This is a genomic window from Candidatus Magnetaquiglobus chichijimensis, assembly GCF_045865675.1.
GTDB classification, from domain to species: Bacteria; Pseudomonadota; Magnetococcia; order Magnetococcales; family Magnetaquicoccaceae; genus Magnetaquiglobus; species Magnetaquiglobus chichijimensis.
The window spans coordinates 2007356-2022890 of record NZ_BAAFGK010000004.1 but is presented as its reverse complement, the minus strand read 5'-3'; the positions used below and the strand labels follow the sequence as shown (position 1 = coordinate 2022890).

Annotated in this window: 12 protein-coding genes and 1 other RNA gene; 11 read left to right on the top strand and 2 right to left on the bottom strand. The window is 57.7% G+C overall.

What is annotated here, in order from left to right; all coding sequences use genetic code 11:
* Positions 1–65 precede the first annotated feature (65 nt).
* The 3 genes from ACOY6C_RS12920 to ACOY6C_RS12910 all read left to right on the top strand — a co-directional run bounded on the left by ACOY6C_RS12920 (position 66) and on the right by ACOY6C_RS12910 (position 3432).
* The gene (locus ACOY6C_RS12920; RefSeq protein ID WP_420905883.1) at positions 66–488 is read left to right on the top strand and encodes a secondary thiamine-phosphate synthase enzyme YjbQ; all 423 of its coding nucleotides are present in this window, start codon (positions 66–68) and stop codon (positions 486–488) included.
* 147 nt (positions 489–635) lie between these two features.
* A complete protein-coding gene (locus ACOY6C_RS12915; protein ID WP_420905882.1) occupies positions 636–2972 on the top strand; it encodes a sensor histidine kinase in 2337 nt (778 codons plus the stop codon).
* A gap of 34 nt (positions 2973–3006) precedes the next feature.
* Complete coding sequence (locus ACOY6C_RS12910) at positions 3007–3432, top strand: response regulator (RefSeq protein WP_420905881.1); 426 nt, start codon at positions 3007–3009, stop codon at positions 3430–3432.
* A gap of 26 nt (positions 3433–3458) precedes the next feature.
* On the opposite strand, the gene ACOY6C_RS12905 is transcribed toward ACOY6C_RS12910, so the two are convergent.
* Complete coding sequence (locus tag ACOY6C_RS12905) at positions 3459–3884, bottom strand: PPC domain-containing DNA-binding protein (protein ID WP_420905880.1); 426 nt, start codon at positions 3882–3884, stop codon at positions 3459–3461.
* A gap of 293 nt (positions 3885–4177) precedes the next feature.
* On the opposite strand from ACOY6C_RS12905, the gene gltB reads away from it, so the two are divergent.
* From gltB to ACOY6C_RS12865, 8 genes are all read left to right on the top strand, one after another.
* Positions 4178–8716, top strand: a complete 4539-nt coding sequence (gltB, locus tag ACOY6C_RS12900) for a glutamate synthase large subunit (protein ID WP_420905879.1) — start codon at positions 4178–4180, stop codon at positions 8714–8716.
* Entirely contained in the window at positions 8709–10154 is a 1446-nt protein-coding gene (locus tag ACOY6C_RS12895) for a glutamate synthase subunit beta (RefSeq protein ID WP_420905878.1), read from the top strand. The genes gltB and ACOY6C_RS12895 overlap by 8 nt, the downstream gene beginning before the upstream one ends.
* 175 nt (positions 10155–10329) lie before the next feature.
* Positions 10330–10596: a hypothetical protein gene (locus tag ACOY6C_RS12890; protein WP_420905877.1), complete on the top strand. Its 267-nt coding sequence runs from the start codon at positions 10330–10332 to the stop codon at positions 10594–10596.
* A gap of 49 nt (positions 10597–10645) precedes the next feature.
* Entirely contained in the window at positions 10646–10930 is a 285-nt protein-coding gene (locus ACOY6C_RS12885) for a cell division protein ZapA (protein WP_420905876.1), read from the top strand.
* A gap of 11 nt (positions 10931–10941) precedes the next feature.
* A non-coding RNA gene (gene ssrS, locus ACOY6C_RS12880) (6S RNA) lies at positions 10942–11120 on the top strand.
* A gap of 20 nt (positions 11121–11140) precedes the next feature.
* A complete protein-coding gene (locus ACOY6C_RS12875; protein WP_420905875.1) occupies positions 11141–11821 on the top strand; it encodes a 5-formyltetrahydrofolate cyclo-ligase in 681 nt (226 codons plus the stop codon).
* 221 nt (positions 11822–12042) lie between these two features.
* Positions 12043–13602 (top strand): ribonuclease Y, encoded by a 1560-nt coding sequence (gene rny / locus ACOY6C_RS12870; protein ID WP_420905874.1) that lies wholly within the window; start codon positions 12043–12045, stop codon positions 13600–13602.
* 383 nt (positions 13603–13985) lie between these two features.
* Positions 13986–15131: a glycosyltransferase family 4 protein gene (locus ACOY6C_RS12865; protein WP_420905873.1), complete on the top strand. Its 1146-nt coding sequence runs from the start codon at positions 13986–13988 to the stop codon at positions 15129–15131.
* Here ACOY6C_RS12865 and ACOY6C_RS12860 read toward each other — a convergent pair.
* Positions 15128–15523: a hypothetical protein gene (locus ACOY6C_RS12860; RefSeq protein ID WP_420905872.1), complete on the bottom strand. Its 396-nt coding sequence runs from the start codon at positions 15521–15523 to the stop codon at positions 15128–15130. The genes ACOY6C_RS12865 and ACOY6C_RS12860 overlap by 4 nt on opposite strands.
* Positions 15524–15535: the final 12 nt, after the last annotated feature.

The following is a 15535-nucleotide window of genomic DNA, read 5'->3' as shown; positions in this document are numbered from 1 at the left end:
TGGTTGCTGGTTTTTGCCAGCTGGCCGGTGCGAATGGTTTGATTGATTGTTGCAGGAGATCCAGGATGATGCGCATTTTGCAAACCACGTTCACGATTCGCACGCAGGGGCAGGGGTTGTATGCGTTCACCGGGGAGGTCGCGCGCTGGTTGCAGCAGGAGAAGGCTGCTTCAGGGGTGCTGACGCTCTTTTGCCGGCATACTTCGGCAGGGTTGACGATTCAGGAGAACGCCGATCCCGATGTGCTGCATGATCTGGAGGTGTTTTTCAAACGGTTGGTGCCTGAAGGAACCAGCGGCTTTCGGCATACGGACGAGGGCCCGGACGACATGCCGGCCCACATCCGCGCCACGCTCTCCGGCGTTTCCCTCACGATCCCGGTTGCCCAGGGCCGCATGGTGCTCGGGACCTGGCAAGGGATCTTCCTTTTCGAGCACCGCACCCGCCTCCATCGCCGGGAGGTGGTGGGGTGTTTGTTAACTTGTTAGAATATAAATAAAATTGATTTCTAAAAAAAATGGTTGACAAAACGTTTACTGTGTTATATTATAGTCAATCTAACATTGTCATTACACGAAAAACTAATGTTAGTTCTAATTTATGCTACTAAAAATAAGGAGTAAATCATAAAAACCATGTTTACAATAGTTAGAGATATTGAAAATTATTTAGATATAATAAGGAAAATCGGAGAATCAGATTTAGAAGATTCGGTTATAGATATTTTGTTAAACTTGAGCTATCTTTATGGATATAACGGTTCCAGATATTATGATATAATCAAAGATCCGGTCAGTGAAAAATTTATATGTGTATTACGAAAGTCTAGCAATGCTTTTCTGTCTGATAAAATAGGGTATATCATTTACGATCCTACATTCTCAGGTGCAGACAAGATTGTTTCTTCAGATGCACAAAATGAGAAAGGAAAAAAATGGATTGTTGATTTAAAGTTAGATAATAGTAAGTGGATTGATATTCCAATTTTTAGCCACGGTGAGCCTATAGCGCTACTTGCGATGGAAATTGACATAATCAATTCTTTTTCTATTAAATCTATGAATGAAATAGATTTAATTAGACGTATCGCATCGTTAAAAATAATTGAACTTAGGCTTGGATATTTGAATGAACTTACAAAAAAAATGATTTTGCAGTTTTCAAGTATTGAAAATGACAATGATGATCTAAAATTGATTTGCGAATTATGCAATGCCCAATATATTGCATTATTTAAATCAAATCTTTCTACTGAAACTCTTGAGAAAGAAAAATGCTACCCAGAAAATAATGGTGATTATTTTCTTGAGAAATATGATGCTGGGGAAAACCTAACAGGAACGGCATGGGTAAAAGAATCATTAAGATATATTCCTGATTATAGTTTGTTAAAAAACAGGATGCCAAATTTAATTTGTAAGGGTGCTCAACAGAGTATTTGTAAATTAATTAATTGTGAAATTAAATCTGTTATTTACATTAAAATAAATTTATCTGGAATGTATTCATATTTTCTAAGGGTTATCAACCGGTCTGATAATCCTAAATTAGTGTTCACAAAATTTCATTTGGATATTCTTGAAAGGGTGGCAGGTTTGTTTGGTCAAGCACAAGCAAGAAAGGATATTAATTCTATAATTCAAAGCACTCTATATTCGTTTTCAAATTTGTTTGATATTATTAAAGACGGAGAAATTAACTATCATTCAGTTATTAAAAATATCAAGGACAGTGGTTTTGACAATGTCGCAATGTTATATTGTGATGAAAACAGAGTTTTGGATGTTTATCCTTCAGGTTTGTTAAGGCTTCTTCGGAATAACCAGGCTTCAAGAGTACTCGATTTTGAAATGTTTAAAGGTGATTATGGGTTTGTTGCTGCTAATGATCCAAAAATAAAGTCTGGAGGTCTGTTAGAACGAATTTTTCCAAAATATAGCCTATTTTATTTTGTGCGTTTAGTAGATTCTGGGTCGCGTAGGATGCCATCAGAAATACTTTACATAGTTTTTGGTGTCTCTGTTAGTGATGATTCGACAGTTGCAAACCAAATAAAGCATTGGCATACCGAGCATTCTACTTTGATTATATTTATGAGACTTTTTGCAAATATCCTTGGATTGGGTAGGGCTTTTCACAGAAAGAAAGAGTTTGTTTCATTGGCGGAAGAGGCAATAGGTGGAATTGGGCATGAATTAAGATCGCCAATCGGCGCTTTACTGAATACTATTGTAAGTTATTTGAACCGCTTAAGATTAGAAAACAAACATCAAAATATCAGCGCTATTAATTATACTCAAGATGAGATTGAAAAATACAGCTCAATTATATCAAAAATAATTGATAATGCATTAAGATGGGCTAGCATGGGTGGTAAAGTTATTGAGGTTGATTATGAAACTGCAAATATTTATGATTTGATTGTTGATAGCGTGAACGATTTTAAGACTGAATTAAAAAATTTAGGATGGTTAAGGATTGATATAAATAAGCCAAAAAAGGATATAAAAGAGTTTCCGTTTGATGTAGTACTAATTAGATCAGCATTTGTTAATTTGATTGATAATGCTATAAAATATTCTCACAGAAGAGAAAAGGAGGGCGAGTTAAGTAAAGGGTATGAATCGGTTGTGACAATAGGATTTGTGGATCAGGTAAATCTTGTTGATGTTAAAATTTCAAATTGGGGGTTAGGTATACATCAAAATGATATAGAAAATATTTTTCAGAGTTTCTCTAGATCTGGTTATCGAGACCATAAACATACTGTCAGGGGTGTAGGCTTGGGTCTGGCAACATGTAAAAAGATTATAGAAGTGCTGCATGAAGGAAATATCAGTATTGAATCTGTCCCAACATTGCAAGATCCACTAAAGATTAAAAAGATGGAGGGGTTTCAGACAATCGTAACTGTAAGATTATTTAAAACATTGCAGCCAGGAAGAAGAGATATAATTATCTCAGAACGTTAAAGCACTGTTAAACTTTGTTAGGGAAGAGGAGCTGATGAATACTATGAATAATAAAATTTTATGGTTAGAAGATAACAAAATTGAGATCGAAGCGCTTCATGATCAACTTGTTGAAGCTGGCTATATAATTAAAATTGTTAAATCAACTGAAGATGCAATTGAGCAGTTAGTGCAGAATGATTGGGATTTTGTTTTCTTTGATAGTAGATTGGGAGGAAATTCAACCGCTGGAGCTGATTTGTATCTTAGACTCATGGGGGGTGAAGATCAATTGTCTGAAAAAATTAAAAAAATACCTTTTATGTTTATAACTGGTTATTCGAAAGACGTCTTTAAAATACTTCAGACGGGCAATGTTAAAAATATGCCTGAAATTAAAGTTAAACCTATTGTTTCTAGAAAAGAAATTGCCGCATTTATTATTATAATAAAAAGACTCTACGATTATCTTCAGGGGTAATATTATTCTAGAATAGCAGATAATGCTCACGACTCCATCCAGAGCGGTAGACCTGTGCTTGTATTCCAACCGCGTTGCAAAGGCGCACCCACCAACTCCTGAATCAGCACCTCGGCGGCAAACAGGATCGTCCCTGGGGCCAGATGGCCGCCAAAGGCCCGTCCGGCGTGATCGGCCAGGGTGATGTGGACATGCACGAAAGGTTTCTCCTCCTTTAACGAGACATTCCCCACCATCTGCACGATCTCCAGTGGCGCATCGAAGGTGAGATAATCGTATTCGCGCCGCGTCTGGTCATAAAATCCCAAACAGGCCCGTTTGACCGCGCCCAAACCCTCGATCCGCCCGACCTGGATCTCCCGCTCACGGCAGAAGGCCGTCAACTCCGCCAACAGGTCGCCATCGTGCGGCAGACGACCCAGCCAACATCTCCCTGAGGTGAACTCCTGCATGGTCTCTCTCCCGCATCATGCTGTTGGCATGGTCGTCTTGTGAATAAAGGTGGTACGATCACTTGCTTAAATATACGGCAATTGAACGCTGTTGCAACGGATTGTGCAGTGCGCTGTTGACGGATCCATAAGCGATTTGTTAACCTGAACGACGGGTTATGACCGTGAAACGGCCTTGCCGGCGGTTTCACGGGTGAGGGGTGGGAGAAACTCCCGCCACCAAGCCTGAAGAGGTTACCATTTCAAACGAAAATTGCACCGGGTTTGCAACCCACGACAGGTAAGGATAGATCATGGCCAATTTCGGTCTGCCCGAGAAACAGGGGCTCTACGATCCCGCCCTCGAACACGACGCTTGTGGCGTTGGCTTCGTCGCCCGGATCAATGGCGGCAAGTCGCACGATGTGGTGCGCATGGGCTTGAGCGTCCTGGTGAATCTCACCCACCGGGGCGCCGTGGGCTCCGATCCGCTCACCGGTGACGGGGCCGGCATCCTGATCCAGATTCCGGATGCCTTCCTGCGCGCCCAGACCGCCAAAATCGGTATCACCCTCCCGCCGGAAGGGGACTATGGCGTCGGGATGATCTTTCTGCCCAAGGACAAGGGGATGACGATCTCCTGCCAGCGGCTGGTGGAGCAGGTGATCACCGAGGAGGGGCAGCTTTTCCTGGGGTGGCGCACGGTGCCGGTAAGCCGTCAGGCGCGCATCGGCTATACCGCCAAGGGGTCCGAACCGGCCATCCGCCAGGTGTTCATCGGCGTGCGCAACCGCCCGGACAACGCAGATCCGATGTGGTTCGAACGCAAGCTCTACATCATTCGCCGGCGCGTCGAGAATGCGGTCCTGGGCTACGGCCAGGATGAGGTCAAATCATTCTATATCAGCAGTTTCTCAAGTCGGACGCTGGTCTACAAGGGGATGTTCCTGGCCGATCAGGTGCGCGCCTACTACACCGATCTGTCGGATGCCTCGCTGGTTTCGGCCTTTGCCATGGTCCATCAGCGCTACTCCACCAACACCTTCCCCACCTGGGGGCTGGCCCATCCGTTCCGCATGATCAGCCACAACGGCGAGATCAACACCCTGCGCGGCAACATCAACTGGATGCGCGCCCGCGAGGCGGCCCTGTCGTCGGGTCTGTTCGGCGAGGACATCAAAAAACTCTTCCCCATCGTTCCGGAAGGGCTTTCCGACTCGGCGAGCTTCGACCGCGCCCTGGAGTTCCTGGTGATCAGCGGTCGCTCGTTGCCGCACGCGATGATGATGATGATCCCCGAGGCGTGGGAGAATCATCGTCACATGGATGAGGACCGCAAGGCCTTCTACCAGTACCACGGCGCCCTGATGGAGCCCTGGGACGGACCGGCGGCGGTGGCCTTCACCGATGGACGCTACATCGGCGCCACCCTCGATCGCAACGGTCTGCGTCCGGCGCGCTATCTGATCACCAAGGGCGGCCTGTGCGTCATGGCCTCCGAGGCCGGCACCATCACCTTCCCGCCTGAGGAGGAGGTGAAGATGGGTCGGCTGCAACCGGGTCGCATGTTCGTGATCGACATGCAGGAGGGGCGCATCATCGACGACGCCGAGATCAAGCAGACCATGGTCTCCCGTCAGCCCTACCGGCAGTGGATCGACGAAAACCTCACCCGTCTCGACACCCTGCCCGCGGGCGGTTCCGAGGTCTCCGAGACCGAGCCGTTGCGGGTGCGTCAGCGCATCTTCGGCTACACCGAGGAGGATCTGTCGGTCGTTCTCGGTCCCATGGCCGCCGACGGACAGGAGCCGATCGGCTCCATGGGCAACGACGCGGCCCTGGCTGTGCTCTCCGACCGTCCGGTACTTCTGTACGGCTACTTCAAGCAACTCTTCGCCCAGGTGACCAATCCGGCCATCGATCCGATCCGCGAAGAGCTGGTGATGAGCCTCTTCACCCAGCTCGGTCCGACCGGCAACATGCTGGAGGAGTCCCCCCAGCATGTGGCGCGCATCTGGCTCGAGCAGCCGATCCTGACCAACGCCGATCTGGAGAAGATCCGCGCGGTGGAGCGTCCCGGTCTCAAGGCGCGCACCATCTCCACCCTTTTCGCGGTGGAGGAGGGAGCCGAAGGGATGAAGGCCGCCTTGACCCGCCTGTTCGAGACGGTCTCTGCGGCGGTGGATCAGGGGGTGAGCCTGATTGTCTTGAGCGATCGCGGGGTTTCCGCCGCGATGGCGCCGATTCCGGCGCTGCTGGCGGTGTCCGGCGTGCATCACCATCTGATCCGCTCCGGCACCCGTGGCGCGGCGAGCATCGTCATCGAGACCGGCGAGGCCCGCGAGGTGACCCATTGCGCCCTGCTGGCCGGCTACGGCGCCGGGGCGATCAACCCCTATCTGGCCTTCGAATCCCTGGAGGATCTGGTGGCGCGCGGCATCCTCGAGGCGCCCAAGGGGATGGCGTATCTCAAGGCCAACTACGTGAAGGCCATCGGCAAGGGGATGCTCAAGATCTTCTCCAAGATGGGCATCTCCACCTTGCGCAGTTACTGCGGCGCGCAGATCTTCGAGGCGATCGGCCTAAGCCGCCGCTTCCTGGAAAAACACTTCACCGGCACCTTCTCGCGTCTGGACGGCGTGGGGCTTCTGGAGGTGGCGCGCGAAACCCTGGAGCGCCACAGACGGGCCTTCACCAGCCACATGACCCTGACCAACAGCCTGGATATCGGCGGGGAGTACACGTTCCGCCACGAGGGCGAGCGGCATATGTGGACCCCGGACACCATCGCCAAGCTTCAGCAATCGACCCGCACCAACGATTACCCGCTCTACAAGGAGTTCGCGACGCTGATCAACCAGCAGGATCGGGCCCACTGCACCCTGCGCGGTCTGTTCCAGCTCAAGGAGGCGGAAGAGCCGTTGCCGCTCGCCGAGGTCGAGCCGGCCTCCGAGATCGTCAAGCGGTTCGTGACCGGGGCCATGTCCTTCGGATCGATCTCGAAGGAGGCGCACGAAACCCTGGCCATCGCCATGAACCGCCTGGGCGGTCGCTCGAACACCGGCGAGGGGGGCGAGGATCCGGAGCGCTACAAGCCGCGTCCCAACGGGGATCTGGCCCGGAGCGCCATCAAGCAGGTGGCCGCCGGTCGCTTCGGCGTCTCCAGCCACTACCTGGCCAACGCGGACGAGATGCAGATCAAGGTCGCCCAGGGCGCCAAGCCCGGCGAGGGTGGTCAGCTGCCGGGTCACAAGGTCACCGAGACCGTGGCCCGCATCCGCAACACCACGCCGGGGGTGATGCTGATCTCGCCGCCGCCCCATCACGACATCTACTCCATCGAGGATCTGGCCCAGCTGATCTTCGATCTCAAGAACGTCAATCCCCGCGCGCGGGTGTCGGTGAAACTGGTCTCCGAGGTGGGGGTCGGCACCGTGGCCGCGGGCGTGGCCAAGGGCCACGCGGACATGATCCTCGTTTCCGGCGGCGACGGCGGCACCGGTGCCAGCCCGATGAGTTCGATCAAGCATGCCGGCGCCCCCTGGGAGCTGGGCCTGGCCGAAACCCAGCAGACCCTGGTGTTGAACGATCTGCGCGGTCGCGTGCGTCTCCAGACCGACGGGCAGTTGCGCACCGGTCGCGACGTGGTGGTGGCGGCGCTGCTCGGCGCCGAGGAGTTCGGCTTCGCCACCGCGCCGCTGGTGGTCTCCGGCTGCGTGATGATGCGCAAATGCCATCTGGACAGCTGTCCGGTCGGCGTGGCCACCCAGGATCTGGAGTTGCGCAAGAAGTTCACCGGTCGGCCTCAGCATCTGGTCAACTATTTCTACTTCGTGGCCAACGAGGCGCGCGAGATCATGGCGCGCATGGGCTTCAAATCCATCGACGAGATGATCGGCCAGTCCGATCACCTGCTGGTCAACGAGGCGGTCACCCACTGGAAGGCCAAGGGGCTCGATCTCCTGCCGCTGCTGGAAAAACCCGATGCCCCGTCGAACGTGGCCACCCGCTGCGTCCAGGCCCAGGATCACGGCATCGACAAGGTGCTCGATCACCAGTTGCTCGATCTGGCCTCGCGGGTCTTCGAGAGCCTGCGTCCCATCGAGATCCGGTTGCCGATCCAGAACACCGATCGCGCCGTGGGGGCGATGCTCGGCGGTGAGATCTCGCGCCTGTTCGGGGCCGAGGGTCTGCCGCGCGGCACCATCAAGTGCTACTTCGAGGGGGTGGCCGGCCAGAGCTTCGGCGCCTTCAACGTGCAGGGGGTGTCGCTCTATCTGGAGGGGGCGGCCAACGACTACGTGGGCAAGGGGATGTCCGGCGGTCGGATCGTCATCCGGCCCCATCCGCGCTCTCCGCTGGTCGCCGAGGAGAACATCATCGCCGGCAACACCCTTCTCTACGGGGCCACGGGCGGCATTGCCCTGATGCGCGGCGTGGTGGGCGAACGGTTCGCGGTGCGCAACTCCGGCGCCCGCGCCGTGGTCGAAGGGGTGGGGGATCACGGCTGCGAGTACATGACCGGCGGCGTGGTGGTGGTGCTTGGCGCGACCGGTCGCAACTTCGCGGCGGGCATGAGCGGTGGCATCGCCTATGTGCTCGATGAGTCGGGACGCTTCCCGTCGCTGTGCAACACCGCCATGGTGGGGCTGGAGCCGGTGAGCGATGCCGAGGATCGGGAGGTTCTCAAGGAGTTGGTGGAGGAGCATGCGCGGTATACCGACAGCCAGGTGGCCGCGCGGTTGCTGAAGGATTGGGACGCGGCCTTGGGACGGTTCGTCAAGGTGATGCCCCATGATTATCGGCGCGTGCTGGAGGAACAGAAAAAGCGGGAGCAAACGGGCAATGGGTAAGACCAAGGGTTTCATGGAAGTGGAGCGGGAGACGCCCAAGCCCCGTTCGGTCGCCGAGCGGATTCACGACTGGGAAGAGCTGTATCAACCGTTTCCGGTCGAAAAGCTGCGGGATCAGGCGTCACGCTGCATGGATTGCGGCATTCCGTTCTGTCACAACGGCTGTGTGCTGCACAATCTGATCCCCTCCTGGAACGATTGGGTCTACCGGGGACGCTGGGAGGAGGCGGTGGATGCCATGCATCGCACCAACAACTTCCCGGAGTTCACCGGTCGGATCTGTCCGGCCCTCTGCGAGGCCTCCTGCGTGGTGGGGATCAACCGTGATCCGGTGACGATCCGCGAGATCGAGCGCACCGTGGCCGAGGAGGGTTTCGCGCGCGGGCTGATCAAACCCCAACCGCCCGCCGAACGGACCGGTCGCAAGGTGGCGGTGGTGGGATCGGGTCCGGCGGGCATGGCGGCGGCGCAACAACTGACCCGCGCTGGTCACGAGGTCACCCTGTTCGAGAAGAACGAGCGGGTCGGCGGACTGCTCCGTTTCGGGATTCCGGACTTCAAGCTGGAGAAACGGGTCATCGACCGGCGTCTGGAGCAGATGGTGGCCGAGGGGTTGACGGTCCGCACCGGGGTGAACGTGGGGGTGGACATCACGGCGGAGCAACTGCGCGTCGATTTCGAGGCCGTGGTGTTGACCGGTGGCTCGGAGCAGCCGCGCGATTTGCCGGTGCCCGGTCGCGGCTTGTCGGGGATCCACTTCGCCATGGATTATCTGACCCAGCAGAACCGCCGGGTGGCGGGCGCGCACATTCCGCCCACCGATGCGATCTTCGCCATCGGCAAACGGGTGGTGGTGATCGGGGGCGGCGACACCGGCGCCGACTGCGTGGGCACGGCGATCCGTCAGGGCGCGGCGAGCGTTACCCAGATCGAACTTCTGCCCCGTCCGCCCAAGGAACGGGCCCCGGAGACCCCCTGGCCCATGTGGCCGAACATGCTGCGCACCTCGACCTCCCATCTGGAGGGGTGTGAACGGATGTGGAGCATCCTGACCCGCGCTTTCGAGGCGGATGCCGGAGGCCATCTGCGCGGGATTCACTGCGTGCGGCTGCACTGGGCCGAGCAGGAGGATGGCGGACGTCCGAAGATGCAGGAGATCCCTGGATCGGAGTTTTTCCTGGAGGCCGATCTGGTGTTGTTGGCCATGGGCTTTCTGCACCCGGTGAAGAGCGGGCTTCTGGATGGGTTGGGCGTGGCGCTCGACGGGCGCGGCAACGTGCGGGTGGATGGTCGGTTCATGACCAGCGTGCCCGGCGTGTTCGCGGCGGGGGACATGGCCACCGGTCAATCGCTGGTGCTCAGGGCCATCGATGGCGGGCGGCGCGCCGCCGTGGCCGTGGATGGATGGTTGCGGCGCGGACCTTCGGTTCTGGCCTGATTCGGGCGGGGTGGACTTGACAAAAATCGTGCGTTTCTTTAGCATGGAATGCAAGAGTGGAAGTGTATCGGTCACCTTCTTGCTGCGGAACGCCCAAAGGGAGGTTCACAGTCGAGGGGTGTGGGGGATCTCCCCCCATCATGCAAGTTTGGAAAAGAGACGCGAGGCGAGCCCCATGAATGGAATCCCGGTCGATCAGGACGATAAACTCGCGGTCTCGATGTCGGGCCTGGAGCAGCGCTGGAACGACATGGCGCGTACCATACGCGAACAGCGCGATCAGATCGTGGCGATGAACGGTCAGGCCGAAGCGCAAAAAGAGGCCATCGAGGATTTGGAAAGCCAGGTTCTCATGCTCCAGGAGCGGACCGATGCCCTGGAGGCGGAAAAGGTGCGCGTGATCGCTCGGATCGAGGGATTGTTGGGCCGGTACGAGGAATAGGACGGCTTGAGGAGAAGAGGCTTTCGCGCCTCTTTCGGATTGGGTGGCCATGACCGCAACCCACGAAGTGCGCATTCAAGGACAGCTGTTCAAGCTGAAATCCCAGGCCAGCGGAGAGTACGTCCGCGAGCTTGCGCGCTACGTGAACGACATCATGGACCAGGTGGCACGGGAGTCGCATGTGGCATCCGTAGAGCGCACGGCCATCATGACCGCGCTCAAGATCGCGGATGAACATCTGCAACTCAAGCGGGCCATGGCCCAACAGACCGAAAGCGCGAATGAAAAGATCAGCGGCTTGATCGCGGCGAGCGATCTGCTGCTTAAAGGATGAATCCCATGCCAGCACCCCTGCGGTGTTCGTGAGGTGAACAACCTCCTGAGCCGATAACTTATGAACCTGGGAACCGAGCTCTGATTGTGGAGTGCCACCCCTACAGGGGGTTGCCAGAAACAATTATTCATGGGTCCACCTAAATAAAAGGGTTCAGAGAGTGTGATCCCACGGCACAGGCGGGGGCACTGGCATGACCGACGCGCACGAATGGCTAATTTGCAGGATGGGGGGATTCCCCCTTCACCCCCAACCGTGCTGCTCCCTTGCGGGGGTGCCACGGTAAGAGCGCGCATTGAACCTTCCAAGGCCACGTTGCGTCAACGGCTGCGCGCCGAACGTAACGCCCTGTCCGAGGAGCGGATTCGCGATCTCTCGGCCAGCATCGCGCGTCGCGTCCTGGGCGCCTCCTTTTTTGACGAGGCGCGCACGATCGGGTTGTACCTTCCCTTTGACCACGAAGTCGATCCCTCCCTTCTCATCCACGAGACCGTTGGTTCCGGACGTCTGGTGTTTCTGCCGGTCGTCGATGGCGCGAACCGGTCCATGCGCTTCGTCCCTTATCAACCGGGAGACCCGTTGCAAGTCGGCGCTTACGGGATTCGGGAACCGGTCGTGCCACCGGATGGCGGGCAGGGGCTGGATACCCTGGATCTGGATCTGTTGTTTCAACCCCTGATCGGTTTCGATCGCGCGGGTGGTCGGTTGGGATTTGGCGGCGGGTATCATGATCGTGCCCTGGCCGCGCGCGGTGAAGCGACGCACCCTTTGTGCGTCGGATTGGCCTATGCCTTTCAGGAGTTGCCGTTTCTACCCCGGGAACCCCATGACATCCTCATGGATTGGGTGGTCACGGAGCGGGGGGTGGTGGCATGCCGGGAGTATCGTTGACATCATCCTGGATCTGGCCGTTGCGAAGGATTGCATGAGCTGACCTGTGGGTTCATAGGGGGAATGGCAAGAAACCGAAGTGGCCTTTGAAGAGCGCGCTGAAAAACACAGTCAAAAGCCAAACCTCGGAGACTCCGTCTCCGAACCTGTGCCGGGGACCTTGCGGTCCTCCGTCCCCTGCGATGGTGGGGGTCCTGAATCGTTACGCGAAAGGTAAGTCGATGGAGATCGTGATGCTGTTGGTGGGCGTGGCGCTGGGCGCCGCGATTCCCTGGGCGATGATGCAGCAGTCGCGGCGTCAGCAGGCGAATGCCATGCGTGAGCGTGAAGAGCGCATCGAGCGGATGACCCGCGCCGCCGAGGAGAAGGTGGAACAGGCCGGTCGCGAGGCGAAACTGTTGGCCAAGAGCGAGCGGTTGCGGGTCGAGGAGGAGGTGAAGGAGCAGTTCCGCGAGCGTTCCGAGGAGCTGGAGAAGCTCAAACAGCGTTTCGACAAACGCGAGGAACAGCTGGATCGCAAATTCGATCAGCTCGACCAGCGCGAACGGGAGGTGGATCGTCGTCGGAACCAGGTCGAGCAGGAGCAGCGCGCCCTGGATGCGCGCAAGGAGGCGTGTCAACGCCAGGAGGAGGCGATCGTCCAACGGCTGGAAGAGGTGGCCGGTCTGACCACCGAGCAGGCCAAGGGGCAGTTGGTGGGCGGTTTGCGGGAGGATGTGCGGCGCGAGGCGGCCAACTTCATGAAGCGTGCCGAGGATGAGGCCAAGGAGAGCGCCGATCGCAAGGCCCAGGAGATCATGGCCACCGCGATTCAGCGCCTGGCGGGCGAGTTCGTGGTGGATCGCACCGTGACCGTGGTGCCGATCGCCTCCGAGGAGACCAAGGGGCGGATCATCGGACGCGAGGGACGCAACATCCGCGCGCTGGAGGCGGCCACCGGGTGCGATCTGATCATCGACGACACCCCGGAGGCGGTGGTGATTTCCGGATTCAATCCGGTGCGGCGTCAGGTGGCCCGTCAGGCCCTCGAGGAGTTGATCGCCGATGGACGCATCCATCCGGCCCGCATCGAGAGCGTGGTGCGCAAGGCGGAAAAGAACGTCAACAACGAGATTCGCGAGGCGGGCGAGCAGGCGATTTTCGAGTTGGGGCTCTCCGGGATCCATCCGGACATCGTGAAGATGGTGGGCACGCTCAAGTTCCGCACCTCCTACACCCAGAACGTTCTCTCCCATTCGGTGGAGGTGGCCCGTTTCGCCGGAATGATGGCCGAGGAGCTGGGGTTGGACTTCGCTCTGGCGCGGCGTTGCGGGTTGCTGCACGACATCGGCAAGGCCATGGATCACGAGATCCAGGGTTCCCACGCGGTGATCGGCGGCCAGTACGCCAAGAAGTACAAGGAGCACCCGCTGGTGGTCAACGCCATCTGGTCGCACCACTTCGACATCGAGCCGATTTCGGTCTACGGTCCCTTGATCAACGCCGCCGATGCCCTCTCCGCGGCCCGTCCCGGCGCGCGGCGCGAGAATGTGGAAACCTACATCAAGCGGCTGGAGATGCTCGAATCCCTGGCCATGGATTTCCCCGGCGTGGAGAAGGCATTCGCCATCCAGGCCGGACGGGAGTTGCGGGTGATGGTGGCCTACGACCGGGTGAAGGACGAGGGGGCCCTGACCCTGGCGAGCGAGATCGCCAACCGGGTCGAGAACGAAATGACCTATCCGGGTCAGATCCGCGTCACCGTGATCCGCGAGATGCGCGCCACCGCCGTGGCGCAGTGAGCGGTGAGAAGATCCCCGCTGTGTCAACCGTGATCCGCGCGTGCGCGCCCACCGCTGTGGCGCAGTGAGCGGTGAGAAGATCCCCCGCTGTGTCACCGTGATCCGCGCGTGCGCGCCCACCGCCGTGGCGCAGTGAGCGGTGAGAAGATCCCCCGCTGTGTCACCGTGATCCGCGCGTGCGCGCCACCGCCGTGGTGCCGTGAGCGGTGAGAAGATCCTGCCGCGTCACCGCGTGATCCGCGAGGTCCGCGAGGTCCGCGAGGTCCGCGAGATGCGCGCCACCGCCGTGGCGCCGTGAGCGGGCACGGCGTTCGGGTTGGATGCGGGTCGGGGTGTCGCGGCAGCGAACCGCGAGGACGGGGGCTTGGAGCGGGTGGTCGGAGATGACGTCATTACGGGATGTGCGCCTGACCCTTTTTTTCACCGCCGGCATGTCGCTGTTTGAGTGGGACCGGCTCGGGATGTTCGAGCGCGAGGTGGCGTTGTATCGGGCCTTGCGACCTCATCTGGGCGGGATGTCGTTCGTGACCCACGGTGACCGACGGGATTTGGGGTATCGGGAGCGGTTGCCGGGGATCGACGTGCAGTGCAACCGTCTGAACCTTCCCTGGCCATGGTACTGGCGCTGGCTGGTCGGCGTGCCCGCCGCCTGGAAACGGGGCGTGGTGGTTTTCAAGAGCAATCAGATCCCTGGCGCGGATACCGGGTTGGCCCTGGCCAGACGGTTCGGCAAGCCGTTCATCGCCCGGTGTGGGTATCTGCACTCGGGGGCGATGCGTTTGCGTCACGGGGAGGGATCTCCCGAGGCGGTTCGGGCGATCGAGCGGGAGGGTCGGGTGTTTCGTGCCGCCGACCGGGTGGTGGTGACCACTCCCCTGATGGCCGCGCAGGTGACCGGTCAGCACGGCGTGCCCGCAGAACGGGTGCGGGTGATCCCCAATTATGTGGATACCGACCGGTTTGCCCCGCAACCGGGTCCGAGAGGGGCGGAGGACGGCGCGAAGGTGCTGTTTTTGGGGCGTTTGGATGCGCAGAAGGATCCGTTCTTGTTGCTCGATGCCATGCACGGCGTCGATGCCACGCTCTGGATGGTGGGTGACGGGCCCTTGCGGGAGGCGGTGGCCAGCGAGGTCGCGGCCCGTGGTCTGCGTGCCGAACTGTTGGGGATCCGACCGCACGCGGATTTGCCGGAGTTGATGAACCGGTCGGATCTGTTCGTGCTCCCCTCGCCGCGGGAGGGTCATCCGAAGGCGTTGCTGGAGGCCATGGCCTGTGGCATGGCGGTGGTCGGTCGCAACGACGCGCCGGGGGTGCGCGAGGCGATCTGCCACGAGGAGACCGGTCTGTTGTGCGATCCGACTCCGGAGGGGTTGCGGGCGGCGATCGTGCGTCTGCTCGCCGATGGTGACTTGAGGGCGCGTCTGGGGCGCAATGCCCGCGCCCATGCCCTGGAAACCCTCTCCTTGCGACGGGTCGTCGAGATGGAGTTGGCGCTTCTGAGCGAGATCCTCGCGATTCCCGTTGCTTAAGGTTTTTCCGTGATCTCCATCCGTTCCACGTCCGCCAGGGTGATGCGTCGGCCATCCAGGGTGTCGAAGGAGCGTCCCTGGATCTTGTTGCGTTGCGCCTGATAGACCGTGGTGTGCATGGTCTGGACGTGGATCACCCGCACATCGACCACCTGGCGGGCCTCGTGCCAGTCGTGATGGATGAACCAGCCGATCCAGATGACGGCGATGACGAGCAGGGTCAGGGAGGTGGTGCGCAGGGAGTCGCGACCGACGCGCTGGAAACGTCGCACCGCTGCGTGCTGGGGGGTGATGTTGAACGGTTCCGGCGGCAGGTTGCGTCGGGCGTGGAGCTTGCCCATCAGGTAGACGCCGACGAACATCAGGGCGGGAAACCAGAATTTCCAAAACATGATGGTGATTTT

Excerpts from the sequence above, each read along its gene's own strand:
- rny (WP_420905874.1), top strand. The coding sequence starts at position 12,043 with ATGGAGATCGTGATGCTGTTGGTGGGCGTGGCGCTGGGCGCCGCGATT.
- ACOY6C_RS12860 (WP_420905872.1), bottom strand. The coding sequence starts at position 15,523 with ATGTTTTGGAAATTCTGGTTTCCCGCCCTGATGTTCGTCGGCGTCTAC.
- ACOY6C_RS12910 (WP_420905881.1), top strand. The coding sequence starts at position 3,007 with ATGAATACTATGAATAATAAAATTTTATGGTTAGAAGATAACAAAATT.
- ACOY6C_RS12865 (WP_420905873.1), top strand. The coding sequence starts at position 13,986 with ATGACGTCATTACGGGATGTGCGCCTGACCCTTTTTTTCACCGCCGGC.
- ACOY6C_RS12890 (WP_420905877.1), top strand. The coding sequence starts at position 10,330 with ATGAATGGAATCCCGGTCGATCAGGACGATAAACTCGCGGTCTCGATG.
- ACOY6C_RS12915 (WP_420905882.1), top strand. The coding sequence starts at position 636 with ATGTTTACAATAGTTAGAGATATTGAAAATTATTTAGATATAATAAGG.
- ACOY6C_RS12875 (WP_420905875.1), top strand. The coding sequence starts at position 11,141 with ATGGCTAATTTGCAGGATGGGGGGATTCCCCCTTCACCCCCAACCGTG.
- ACOY6C_RS12885 (WP_420905876.1), top strand. The coding sequence starts at position 10,646 with ATGACCGCAACCCACGAAGTGCGCATTCAAGGACAGCTGTTCAAGCTG.
- ACOY6C_RS12905 (WP_420905880.1), bottom strand. The coding sequence starts at position 3,884 with ATGCAGGAGTTCACCTCAGGGAGATGTTGGCTGGGTCGTCTGCCGCAC.
- ACOY6C_RS12895 (WP_420905878.1), top strand. The coding sequence starts at position 8,709 with ATGGGTAAGACCAAGGGTTTCATGGAAGTGGAGCGGGAGACGCCCAAG.
- ACOY6C_RS12920 (WP_420905883.1), top strand. The coding sequence starts at position 66 with ATGATGCGCATTTTGCAAACCACGTTCACGATTCGCACGCAGGGGCAG.
- gltB (WP_420905879.1), top strand. The coding sequence starts at position 4,178 with ATGGCCAATTTCGGTCTGCCCGAGAAACAGGGGCTCTACGATCCCGCC.